Raw genomic sequence first — 11,874 nt, forward strand, 5'->3', positions numbered from 1 at the left:
CGGCTGTCCGCGGGGACCACGGCCCGTACCCCGGTCGGCGGGGGTACGGGCCGTGCCGCGGTCAGGTGGTGACGGCCTGGCGGCGGTCGGCCGCGTACTCCATCGCGTGCTGGACGACCCCGATGAGCACCTCCTTGACCGACTCCCGGTCGCGGGCGTCGCACAGCAGGACGGGCACGTGCTCGTCCAGGTCGAGGGCCTGGCGCACGGCGTCGGCGGGGTAGCGGTCCGCCCTCTCGAAGCAGTTGACGCCGACGAGGAACGGTATGGAGCGCCTCTCGAAGTAGTCGACGGCGGCGAAGCAGTCCTCCAGACGGCGCGTGTCGGCGAGGACGACGGCACCGAGCGCGCCCTCGGACAGCTCGTCCCACATGAACCAGAACCGTTCCTGCCCTGGCGTTCCGAACAGGTACAGCACGAGGTCCTCGCGCAGGGTGATGCGACCGAAGTCCATGGCCACGGTGGTCGTGTGCTTGCCCTCCACGCCACTGGTGTCGTCGACCGGGCGCCCGGCCTCGGTCAGCGACTCCTCGGTGCGCAGCGGCCTGATCTCGCTGACCGCGCCAACGAGGGTCGTCTTGCCCACTCCGAAGCCGCCGGCCACCAGGATCTTGAGCGTGACGGGCTCGACCGGGGGCACGCCGCGTTCAGAACGCCCGAAGATCATCGATCTCTTCTCCTGCTCGATGGTCGGGCGACGGTCGGCCGTAGCCGCCGCCACCGGGGGTTTCGATGACGAGCACGTCGCCGGGGGCGACGTCCGTCGAGCCGCTTCCGCCGAGGTCGGTGACCGTGCCGTCGGTCCGCTCCACCCGGTTGGCGCCGAGCGCGCCGGGCCCGCCGCCCGCCATGCCGTACGGCGGCACCCGGCGGTGCTGGGAGAGCGTGGAGACGGTCATGGGTTCGAGGAAGCGGATGCGGCGCACGGCGCCGTCCCCACCGCGCCGGCGTCCGGCGCCGCCGCTCCCGCGGCGGACGGCGAACTCCTCGAGCCTGACGGGCAGCCGCCATTCGAGGACTTCGGGGTCGGTGAGGCGCGAGTTGGTCATGTGCGTCTGTACGACGTCGGCGCCCGAGAAGTCGTCACCGGCACCGGATCCGGAGGCGACCGTCTCGTAGTACTGGTGGCGTTCGTTGCCGAAGGTGACGTTGTTCATGGTCCCGGATCCCTCGGCCTGGACGCCGAGCGCCGCGTACAGGGCGCCGGTGACGGCCTGCGAGGTCTCGACGTTGCCCGCGACGACCGCGGCGGGCGGTTCGGGGGCGAGCATGGAGCCGGGCGGTACGACGATGTCCAGGGGGCGCAGGCAGCCGTCGTTGAGCGGGATGTCGTCGGCGACCAGGGTGCGGAAGACGTACAGGACCGCCGCGTTGACCACCGAGAAGGGGGCGTTGAAGTTGGTGGCGAGCTGGGGCGAGGTGCCCGTGAAGTCGACGGTGGCGCGGCGTTCGGCCCGGTCGACGCGCACCCGGACCCGGATGACGGCGCCCGAGTCCGTCTCGTAGGCGTACTCCCCGTCGTCCAGGGCGTCGATGACGCGGCGGACCGCCTCCTCCGCGTTGTCCTGGACGTGCCGCATGTACGCCTGCACGACGTCGAGGCCGAACTCCTCGATCATGCGCCGCACTTCGTCGACGCCCTTCCGGTTGGCGGCGATCTGGGCTCGAAGGTCGGCGAGGTTGGTGCGGACGTTGCGGGAGGGGTGGCGCGCCTCGGCCAGCAGGCGGCGGGTCTCCTCCTCCCGGAAGCGGCCGTTCTCGGCGAGCAGCCAGTTGTCGAAGAGGACGCCCTCCTCCTCGATGGTGCGGCTGTGGGCGGGCATGGAGCCGGGGGCGATGCCGCCGATCTCGGCGTGGTGACCGCGGGAGGCGACATAGAAGAGGATCTTCGTTTCACTCTCCGTGTCCGGCGCGGAGTCGGTGTCGAAGACCGGGGTGATCACGGTGACGTCGGGCAGGTGGGTGCCGCCGTGGTACGGGTCGTTGACGGCGTAGGTGTCGCCCGGACGCATCGAGCTGCCGCGCCGGCGGATGACCTCCTTGACGCTGGTACCCATGGAGCCCAGGTGGACGGGGATGTGGGGCGCGTTGGCCACCAGGTTTCCGTCCGGGTCGAACAGGGCGCAGGAGAAGTCCAGGCGCTCCTTGATGTTGACGGACTGCGCCGTGGACTCCAGCCGGGCGCCCATCTGCTCGGCGATCGACATGAAGAGGTTGTTGAAGACCTCGAGCAGGACCGGGTCGGCTTTCGTGTCGAGATCGGAACTCTGCGTAATCGCCGTGCGTTCCATGTGCAGATGCCCGTCGTCGGTCGCCGCGGCCCGCCAGCCGTCGTCGACCACGGTCGTGGCGCCGGCCTCGGCGATGATCGCGGGTCCGGTGACGGTTGCGCCGGGAGGAAGGGCCTCCCGGCGGTGGAGGGGTACGTCGCGCCAGGTGCCGCCGGTGTGCAGGCGGACGGTCTCGGGGGCCGCGGGGCGGCCCTCGTAGGGGGCGAGGGCGGAGAGATCGGGGGGTGCGGTGATGCCGGTGGCTTCTACGGAGAGGGCTTCGACGACGATCGGGCGGTCGAGGGTGAAGGAGTACGTGGCGCGATGACGTTCTTCGAAGGCGTGACGCATGGTGCCGGGCTCGGTGAACTCGACGGTGAGGGTGGTGTCGGTACCGTCGTAGCGCAGCTGGGCACGGCGGGTGACCTCGATGCGGTCCTCCGGGACGTCCTCGGCGCGCAGTTCCGCGCGGGCGGCGCCCTCCAGGTCGTCGGCCGTCTCGCGGACGCCGGGCATCGAGGCCGCCTCCAGAGGGGCCTCGACGGACTGTTCGCGCATGGCCGTGGTGTCGGCGAGGCCGATGCCGAGCGCGGAGAGGACACCGGCCATGGGGGGCACGAGGACGGTGCGGATCCCGAGCGACTCGGCGACCCTGCACGCGTGCTGGCCGCCCGCTCCGCCGAAGGTGGTCAGGGCGTAGCGGGTGACGTCGTGGCCCTTCTGGACGGAGATCCGTTTCACGGCGTTGGCGATGTTGGCGACGGCGATCTGCAGATAGCCCTCGGCCACCTGCTCCGGGGTGCGGTCGTCGCCGGTCCGCTCGCGGATCTCGCGCGCGAGGGCGGTGAAGCGGTCGTGGACCACGGTGGCGTCCAGCGGCTGGTCGCCGTCCGGGCCGAACACCGCGGGGAAGCGGGTGGGTTGGATGCGGCCGAGCATCACGTTGGCGTCCGTGACGGTGAGCGGGCCGCCGGCGCGGTAGCAGGCGGGGCCCGGGTCGGCGCCGGCCGAGTCGGGGCCGACGCGGTAGCGGGAGCCGTCGAAGTGGAGCACGGAGCCGCCGCCCGCGGCGACGGTGTGGATGTCGAGCATCGGGGCGCGCAGCCGGACGCCCGCGATCAGGGTGGTGAAGACCCGCTCGTACTCACCGGCGAAGTGCGAGACGTCGGTGGAGGTGCCGCCCATGTCGAAGCCGATCACGCGGTCGAAGCCGGCCCGCTGCGACATGCGGGCCATGCCGACGATTCCGCCGGCCGGCCCGGAGAGGATGGCGTCCTTGCCGCGGAACTGGCCAGCCTCGGTGAGGCCGCCGTTGGACTGCATGAACATGAGCCGCACACCCTGGAGTTCGTCGGCGACGTGTCGCACGTAGCGGCGCAGTACGGGCGAGAGGTAGGCGTCGACGACGGCGGTGTCCCCGCGCGGTACGAGCTTCATCAGGGGGCTGACCTCGCTGGACAGCGAGATCTGCGGGAAGCCGGTGTGGGCGGCGAGGACTCCGATCGCCCGTTCGTGGGCGGGGTGGAGGTGGCTGTGCAGGCATACGACGGAGACCGCGCGGATCCCGTCGTCGTACGCCTGCTGGAGCGGGCCCGCGAGGGCGTCCAGGTCGGGGGCCCGCAGGACGGTGCCGTCGGCGGCGATCCGTTCGTCGACCTCGATCACCCGTTCGTACAGCAGCTCGGGCAGTTCGATACGGCGGGCGAAGATGGCGGGGCGGTTCTGGTAGGCGATGCGCAGGGCGTCGCGGAACCCGCGGGTGATCACGAGGAGGGTGCGTTCGCCCTTGCGTTCCAGCAGGGCGTTGGTGGCGACGGTGGTGCCCATGCGGACGGCGTCGACGGGCTCCTCGGATCCCTCGAGCAGTTCGCGTACGCCGGCGACGGCCGCGTCGGCGTACCGGGCGGGGTTGTCGGAGAGCAGTTTGTGCGTGCGCAGGCTGCCGTCCGGGCGACGCGCGACGATGTCGGTGAAGGTGCCGCCACGGTCGACCCAGAACTGCCAGCCTGTCACGTCACTACTCCGCTTCCGCGCCGGTCACAGCGCCCGGAGGCCGTTGATCACGTCGCGCAGAATACTCTCGTCCGGCAGTTCGGCCGGGGGCACCGGACGTGTCACATGGACGAGTTCCGCGTGCATGAGGTCTCCGATGAGGACCCGCACCACCCCGATCGGCAGATCGAGCTCCGCGGCGAGTTCCGCGATCGACTGCGGTGCCCGGCAGAGGCCGACGATCTCCACGTGCTCCGGTGCGAGCAGCGTGTCCGCCTCCGGGTCCCCCGCGCCGGGTTCGGTGACGACCACCGCGATCAGATCGAGGCGGTGCTGGGCCGCACTCGTGGTGCGGCCGCGCGTCATGGCGTACGGACGGACGACCGGTCCGGCCTCGTCGTCGAACCAGTGACTTCTTCCCTGACCGTCTCCGCTCATGTCATCCCACTACCCGCCTGCGGACAGATCGGTGCGCGGAGAGGCGCCCAGATGCACGCCGACCCGCTTGACCAGGAGCGTCATCTCGTAGGCGACCTGGCCGACGTCGGAGTCGGCGTCGGACAGGACGGCGAGGCAGCTGCCGTCCCCGGCGGCCGTGACGAACAGGAAGGCGTCGTCGAGCTCGACCACGGTCTGCCGGACGCTGCCGGCCTCGAAGTGGCGGCCCACGCCCTTGGCGAGGCTGTGGAAGCCGGACGCGACCGCGGCCAGGTGCTCGCTGTCCTCGCGGGACAGGTCCTTGGAGACACCGGTGGGCAGACCGTCGCCGGAGAGCACGACGGCCTTGCGGATGCTGGCGACCCGGTCGACGAGGTCGTCCAGGAGCCAGTTCAGCTCCCCCTTGTTCGTCTCCGTGTGGCCGGTGGCCTTCGGTGCGGTCATCGACCGTCCCCCTTAGTCGTTCCTGGTGCTGTGCCGTTCCGGGCCCCTTCGCCCGAGGCGTTCTCCTGTCGGCCGCGCTGCCAGCCGCGCTGGAGCGAGGCCATCCGGTTGCGGACCTCGTCGGCGTCGCGGTCGGCGGTCTGCGCCTCGTGTTCGGGGCGCCGTTCGGTTTCCTGCTTCAGCTGGGGGGCCAGGTTGGCCTGCCGTACGCGCCGGGGCAGGGGCCCGGTGCCGGGACCGGGGGCCGCGTCACCGGTGGGCGGGGTGCCGTCGCCCCGGCCGCCACTGGACAAGGCCTGCTGGGGCCGGGTCCGCCTGGGCAGCGCCGGTGCTCGGGAGGTCTCGTCCCCGTCGCCGACCGCGGTGGCCGTGCCCTCGTCGACGCGGCCTGCGAGTCCGGTGCGCCGGGCTGCCTCGCCGCGGCGGCGGGCGGGCAGGGGGGCGGGCGAGCCGGTGTCGGACCGGCGCGGGCCGGCCGCGGGCTGCTCGTCCGGGTCGCCGCGGCGGGACCGCTGCTCGGTGACGGGCCTGCCGTGCGAGCTGACCAGCTTCGGCGTCTGTCGCCGGGGCAGCGGCACGGGACCGCCGTGGCTGTGGTCGGCCGGGCTGTCGTCGGTGGGCTGGGCGCCCGGCTGGTGGGGCTCGACCGGCAGGGACACCGGCTGCTCGTCGGCGCGGCCGCGGGTGCGGCGGTGACGGAACAGGCCGCCGCGCTCGCTCTCCTCGTCGCTCAGGGCGCCGGGGAAGGCGCCGAGGGCGTCGAGGTCGACGGAGGCCTCCAGCTCGACCGGGCCGTCCATCAGCGAAGGTGGCAGACCGGGCAGCTGCACCGGGGCCTGCGACCGGGCGGGGGTGAGGCTCGCCGGCTGCTCGGCTTCCCTGGAGGGGCGGGCGCGGTCGAGGCGGAAGCCGATGCCGTTGGTGTCCGGGACGTCGTCACTCAGCAGCGCGTCGGGGATGAAGACGACGGCGGTGGTGCCGCCGTACGGGGACGGCTGCAGGGAGACGCGGACGTTCTGGCGCTGGGCGAGGCGGCTGACCACGAACAGGCCGAGCCGGTCGGTGTCCGAGAGTTCGAACTCGGGGGTCTCGGCGAGCCGGAGGTTGGCGTCCAGCAGTGCCTCGGCCGTCATGCCGAGTCCCCGGTCGTGGATCTCCAGGGTGAAGCCGTTGGCGACCCGTTCGCCGAGGACCTGGACGGCCGTGTGCGGCGGCGAGAAGACGGTGGCGTTCTCGAGGAGTTCGGCCACGAGGTGGGTGACGTCGGCGACGGCCGGGCCGGTGACGGCGACCCGGGGCAGGCGCCGGACCTCGATGCGCTCGTAGTCCTCGACCTCGGCGACGGCGGCGCGGACGACGTCCATCAGCTGCACCGGGCGGCGCCACTGCCGCGACGGGGCGGCGCCGGACAGGATCACCAGGCCCTCGGCGTGCCGGCGCATGCGGGTGGTGAGGTGGTCCAGGCGGAAGAGGTCGGCGAGTTCGTCGGTGTCCTCGGTCCGGCGTTCCATGGTGTCGAGCAGGGTGAGCTGCTTGTGCAGCAGGACCTGACTGCGACGGGCGAGGTTGACGAAGACCTCGGAGACGCCGGCCCGCAGTTCGGCCTGCTTGACGGCGGCCTCGACGGCCGCGCGCTGCAGGGTGTTGAGGGCCTGGCCGACCTCGCCGATCTCGTTCCTGTCGTACTCGAGCCGTGGCACCTCGGTCTCGACGTCGACCTGCTCACCGGCCGACAGGCGGCGCATCACGCTCGGCAGCCGCACCCCGGACGCCTCGTGCGCCTCGAGGCGCAGCTGCCGCAGGTCGCGGATGAGACCGCGGCCGACCCGCACGGACAGGACGACGGAGAGCAGGAGAGCGACGAGGCCGAGGACGCCGGCGACGGCCGCCTGCGCGATCACGCCGACGCCCACGGGCCGCATGCGGTCCTGGAAGCGATCGCCGGCCTGGTCGTCCAGATCGCCGAGTTCGTCGAGGACGCTCGCCGCTGCGGAGTCCCAGCTCTGGGCGGTGACCCCGCGCGGGGTCCCGGACCCGGTGTTGGTGACGGCCTGCTCGGCCACGCGCAGCGGGGCGGTGGTGGCGTTCCGCCAGAAGCGTTCGTACCGCTCGCGTTCCGAGGTCGGCAGCAGCGGCAGGCTGATGTCGTACAGGAGGGTGCGCTGGGCGACGAGGTCGGAGATGTCGCGGGTCTCGTCGCGGGAGAGCCTGCCGACCACCAGCGCGGAGCCGAGCAGGGCGTCCTCGCGGGAGAGGAGCTCGCGGGCGCGGGTGATGTTGACCAGGGCCCGGGCCTGCTCGTCCATTTCGACGTCGTCGATGCCGTCGAGGGCGGCGAGCAGGTTGTAGCAGGGGTCGACGAGCCGGTTGTAGAGGTCGAGGGCCTGAGCGCGGCTGACCGTGCGCTCCTCGACGCTGCGGCGCAGGGGGTCGAGGCCGTCGAAGGCGTCGAGGACGGTGGTGAGGCGCTCGCTGTCGCCCGCGTCCATGGCGTCGCGGACGTCGTGGTCCCCGGCGTTCTCGCGGATCTTGGCGACGGCCCGGTCGGTGGCGCTGCGGGTCCGGTGCAGTGCCGAGAGGGCGTCCGCCGCTCGCGGGTCGGCGAGGTAGACGAGGGTCTGGCGGCGTTCCTGCTGCAGGACGCGGACGATGTCCTCGGTGGGATAGCCGACGTCCTGCACGACGTCGGTGACACGGAAGAGCCGGGTGACCTCACGTCCCGTGAGCACCGTGGCGAAGCCCCAGACGGCGGTCAGGGACACCAGCGGCACGAGAAGCAGCGCCACGATCTTCCGGCGGATCGACTTCCCGCGAAAGCGCATGGCCTCCCCCAGCTCGACCCCCGCCGGACGGGGGTGGACATGTCCATCAGCAAACGGCGCGAGCCTACTACCGCCCCACAGATAACTCGAAGACATGTCCGGAGGGTGAACTTCCGCACCGGCGGCGAGACATGGCGAGTTGTCCGGGCATTGCGGGAGATTGCGCCCGGGATACGGGTGCCTGCCCCGGGACCGGCCGAAGCGGCACCGGCAGCCGGTTGGCTTGAATTTTTCGCAAGTGGGGAATCTTCGAGGGCCGTTGTTCGTCTTTCTCCACGGGAAATGGGGGCGGAATCGGCCACAGGAGCCGCATCCCGCACCCCGGCGGCGTAAAACAGCGCAAGCCGGGCAGCCACTGGGGAGACGGGGTCTTCGGACACCGGGGCGAGCGGTCTGCTGGCGGTGGGGAGTGACACGGTGATGGGCACGGCGGAGCGGCGCGTGGCGACCGAGGAGAGCGTGGCGGAGCGCTCGGCGGCAGGGCGGGGCCAGGAAGCGCCGGATCGCGACATTCCGGTGCGTGGGCGTGCCGGGGAGTCCGCGGACGGGCAACAGTGGGCGTATCACCGCCCGTTGTGGGTCGAGGAGCCGGCGCGGCGGTACCGGATGCCCGACCCGGTGCGCACGGCTGCGGTTCGGGCGGTACTGATCATCGCGGTGACGCTGATTCAGGCCATGGTGGCGTTCCTGTGCACGATGGCCGGGTCCTGGTTGGCGTTCCCGATGGTGATCAGCAGTGTGGTCGGCACGGTGGTGGCCACCTGGGCCGTGGTCGATGTCTGGGTGACCCGCCAGGTGTGGAAGCAGCGGTACGGCGTGGTCTCCGAACCGAGCAGCACGGCCCGGTCGCTGCGCCGCGAGCGCCGCTCCCTCCGGCGCCAGGAGCGGGCCGCCCTGCGGGAGCAGAAGCGGATACGCCGACGGGGCGGCGCCGGACAGTTGTCGCACTCCTGACCTTCGGGCGGCCGGCACCCGTTCTCACAGCACGGCCGGCTCCGCCCGCTGTTCCCGCCCGAGTTCCCGCCGGGCGCGCATGAAGGGGCGGGGGCGGTCGACGGAGAGCACGGCGACCGTGCGGCCGTCCCGTTCGTAGCGCGCGAGGAAGCCGCCGTCCGCCGGGCCGTCGTCGGTGACGTCGCCCTCCGCGATCTGCACGGTGTCGCCGTCGCGGCGCCGGCCCGCGAACTGGATGCGGGAGCCGTACTGGTCGGACCAGAAGTAGGGCACCGCGCGGACGGTCTCCAGGGTGCGGCCGGCGAGCAGGTTGGTCACGGCGACGCGGGGCTGTTCGGTGGCGGAGGTCCAGTGCTCGGCCCGGACGCCGCCGACCCGGGCCACGTCGCCGACCGCGACGACCTGCGGCAGGGCGGTCACACACCCGTCGTCGCAGAGCACCCCGTCGTGCAGGGCGAGCGACGAGCCCGCCAGCCAGGCGGTGTTGGGGGCGGCGCCGATGCCGACGATCACGACGTCGGCGGGCAGGGTACGGCCGTCGGTGAGGTCGACACCCGTGACCGTGGCGGTTCCGCGCAGGGCGGCCACGCCGGTGCCGGTGACCAGGTCCACTCCGCCACGGCGGTGCAGCGTGGCGCACACGGCGGCCATCTCTGCGCCGAGCTGGGGCACCAGCGGGAGCGTGGCGGCCTCGAGGACCGTGACCGCGTGGCCGAGCGCGGCGCAGGAGGAGGCGGTCTCGGCGCCGATGAAGCCGCCGCCGATGACCACGATCCGGCGCGGTCCCCGGGTGAGGTCGGCGCGCAGGGCCCGGGCGTCGTCCAGGGTGCGCAGGGTGTGCACTCCGGCGAGACCGTCGCCGGGCAGTCGGCGGGCGGCGGCGCCGGTGGCGATGACGACGCCGTCGGTGGAGACCGTGCGGCCGTCGTCGAGGAGCACCGTGCGGCCGCGGGCGTCGATGCCACGGGCGCGGACGCCGAGCAGCCACTCGGCGTCGAGTTGGGAGGTCTCGTCGGCGTCGGTGAGGGCGAGGTGGTCCTCGTCGGCCCGGCCGGTGAGGAAGTCCTTGGAGAGAGGAGGGCGGTCGTAGGGGCGATGGGGTTCCTCGCCGACGAGCACCAGTCGGCCGTCGAAGCCCTGGGCGCGCAGTTCGCGGGCCGCGTAGAGCCCGGAGAGGGAGGCGCCGACGACGGTCACGGTCTTCATGCGGCGCGGCTCCTCGCGTCGGGGGCGGAACGGCGCCTGCGGCGGGCTGCGGGGGTGCGGGGTGTCATGGCGGGAGTGACCGTGGGCCGGTCCGCGGCGGTGTTCATGCGGCCGTGCCCTCCTCCGCGGTGAGGTGGACGTGGACGACGCCTTCGTCGACGGTGACACGGTGGGTGCGGACGGGGCGCCGGGCCGGGAGGCAGGTCGGCCGGCCCGTGCGCAGGTCGAAGGACGCGGCGTGCAGCGGGCATTCGACCAGGCAGCCCTCCAGCCAGCCCTCGGAGAGGGAGGCGTCCTGATGGGTGCAGGTGTCGTCGATGGCGTACAGCTCGCCGTCGTCGGTGCGGAACACGGCGATCGGTGGCGTGGTCCCGACGCGGACGGACTCCCCCTCGGGGAGGTCTTCGAGGCGGCAGACGGGAATCACGGGCCCCCCTCTCGGTCCGGGACACTCGGTCCGGACCTGCTCGATGCAGGCGGTAGGGATGCAGGGAGAAGTCCGGACCTTCACCGGTCCGGGCGGTGCGGCGGTGCGGGAGTGACGGATCGTCGTGGGTCCGGGTGGTCCGGCCCCCTTCCGGGATCCGGACGCTTCGGTAACATGATGTTTCGCATGGCGCACGATCCAGCGCTATGCGCAACAGAATCCGCGCGGGACGACCGTCGCGTCAAGGGCTTCCCGCAGATGCGGCCCGAACCGGGCCCACAGGTGGTGAGAGTTGAGCCATGAGCCGCACGCAGAAGCAGTCTGACCGCAGCGAGGACACCACGGAGAACCCAGGGACCCCGGAGAGGCAGAGCGGCCGCGGAACGGCCAGCGCGGTGCAGTCGGTGGACCGCGCCGTGAGCGTGCTGGAGATCCTCGCCCGGCACGGCGAGGCGGGCGTCACCGAGATCGCCGAGGAGCTGGACGTGCACAAGTCCACGGCGTTCCGGCTGCTCGGCGTCCTGGAGAACCGGGGCCTGGTGGCCCAGGCCAAGGACCGCGGCAAGTACTACCTGGGGGCCGGCGTGCTGCGCCTGGCGGGGGCGGCGGCAGTGCGGCTGGACATCTCCCAGGAGGGCGTGCCGGTCTGCCGCGAGGTCGCCGACGAACTGGGCGAGACGGTGAACATCGCCGTGCTCGACGACGACGCGGCGGTCAACATCATGCAGGCCCGCGGCACGGCGTCGGTGACCGCTCAGAACTGGCTGGGCAGACGCACCCCGCTGCACGCCACCTCCAGTGGCAAGGTGCTGCTCGCGCACATGCCGCCCACACTGCGCGAGGGCCTGCTGGCCAGGTCGTTGCCGCGGTTCACGGACCGTACGATCACCGGCGCCACGATGCTGCGAGCCGAGCTGGAGGCGGTGGTCGAGCAGGGCTACGGCGTGACGATCGAGGAGCTGGAGCTGGGGCTCGCCGCCGTCGCTGCGCCGGTGCGCGCGCACGACGGCAAGGTGATCGCGGCGATCAGCGTCTCGGGGCCGGTGTACCGGCTGAATCCGGACAGGCTGCCGGAGGTGGCGAAGCGGACGGTGGCGGCAGGCGCCGAGCTGTCCCGCCGTATGGGCTACGGCTTCTGACGGAGCGGGGGACGGACGGACGGCGAGGCCGGCACGGACGGACGAAGGGTGGGCACGGCGCGCGAGTCGCGGGGGGGGGGGGGGGGGGGGAAAGGGGCGGAGCGGACGGGGTGCGCGGGAGCACGGGGTGCACTGTTTCTCCTCTCGCGTTCCCCAGCCCCCCCCCCCCCTTCCCTTTCTCC

At 72.6% G+C, this 11,874-nt stretch carries 9 protein-coding genes; 2 read left to right on the forward strand and 7 right to left on the reverse strand.

Annotated elements, in window-relative coordinates; genetic code table 11:
- Positions 1-61 precede the first annotated feature (61 nt).
- From AC07CM_RS32625 to AC07CM_RS32645, 5 genes are read right to left on the reverse strand one after another with little or no spacing between them, the layout of a single operon-like run.
- Positions 62-667 (reverse strand): GTP-binding protein, encoded by a 606-nt coding sequence (locus AC07CM_RS32625; RefSeq protein ID WP_478880073.1) that lies wholly within the window; start codon positions 665-667, stop codon positions 62-64.
- Entirely contained in the window at positions 648-4,283 is a 3,636-nt protein-coding gene (locus tag AC07CM_RS32630) for a hydantoinase B/oxoprolinase family protein (RefSeq protein WP_478880074.1), read from the reverse strand. Before AC07CM_RS32630 ends, AC07CM_RS32625 begins: the two co-directional genes overlap by 20 nt.
- A gap of 24 nt (positions 4,284-4,307) precedes the next feature.
- On the reverse strand, positions 4,308-4,700 hold the full coding sequence (locus tag AC07CM_RS32635) for a DUF742 domain-containing protein (RefSeq protein WP_478880075.1): 393 nt from the start codon (positions 4,698-4,700) through the stop codon (positions 4,308-4,310).
- A 9-nt stretch (positions 4,701-4,709) separates the two neighbouring features.
- Positions 4,710-5,144 (reverse strand): roadblock/LC7 domain-containing protein, encoded by a 435-nt coding sequence (locus AC07CM_RS32640; RefSeq protein ID WP_478880076.1) that lies wholly within the window; start codon positions 5,142-5,144, stop codon positions 4,710-4,712.
- Positions 5,141-7,966 (reverse strand): nitrate- and nitrite sensing domain-containing protein, encoded by a 2,826-nt coding sequence (locus AC07CM_RS32645; protein ID WP_478880077.1) that lies wholly within the window; start codon positions 7,964-7,966, stop codon positions 5,141-5,143. Before AC07CM_RS32645 ends, AC07CM_RS32640 begins: the two co-directional genes overlap by 4 nt.
- A gap of 420 nt (positions 7,967-8,386) precedes the next feature.
- On the opposite strand from AC07CM_RS32645, the gene AC07CM_RS32650 reads away from it, so the two are divergent.
- Positions 8,387-8,920 (forward strand): hypothetical protein, encoded by a 534-nt coding sequence (locus AC07CM_RS32650; RefSeq protein WP_478880174.1) that lies wholly within the window; start codon positions 8,387-8,389, stop codon positions 8,918-8,920.
- 24 nt (positions 8,921-8,944) lie between these two features.
- On the opposite strand, the gene AC07CM_RS32655 is transcribed toward AC07CM_RS32650, so the two are convergent.
- Both AC07CM_RS32655 and AC07CM_RS32660 read right to left on the reverse strand, forming a co-directional pair.
- A complete protein-coding gene (locus AC07CM_RS32655; protein WP_478880078.1) occupies positions 8,945-10,126 on the reverse strand; it encodes an NAD(P)/FAD-dependent oxidoreductase in 1,182 nt (393 codons plus the stop codon).
- Between the two features lie 103 nt (positions 10,127-10,229).
- Positions 10,230-10,553, reverse strand: coding sequence for a bifunctional 3-phenylpropionate/cinnamic acid dioxygenase ferredoxin subunit (locus tag AC07CM_RS32660; RefSeq protein ID WP_478880079.1), 324 nt, complete (start codon positions 10,551-10,553; stop codon positions 10,230-10,232).
- 299 nt (positions 10,554-10,852) lie between these two features.
- On the opposite strand from AC07CM_RS32660, the gene AC07CM_RS32665 reads away from it, so the two are divergent.
- Positions 10,853-11,692, forward strand: a complete 840-nt coding sequence (locus AC07CM_RS32665) for an IclR family transcriptional regulator (RefSeq protein WP_478880080.1) — start codon at positions 10,853-10,855, stop codon at positions 11,690-11,692.
- The last annotated feature ends 182 nt before the right edge of the window (positions 11,693-11,874 follow it).

The sequence above is a fragment of the Streptomyces sp. NPDC044061 genome, assembly GCF_056434305.1.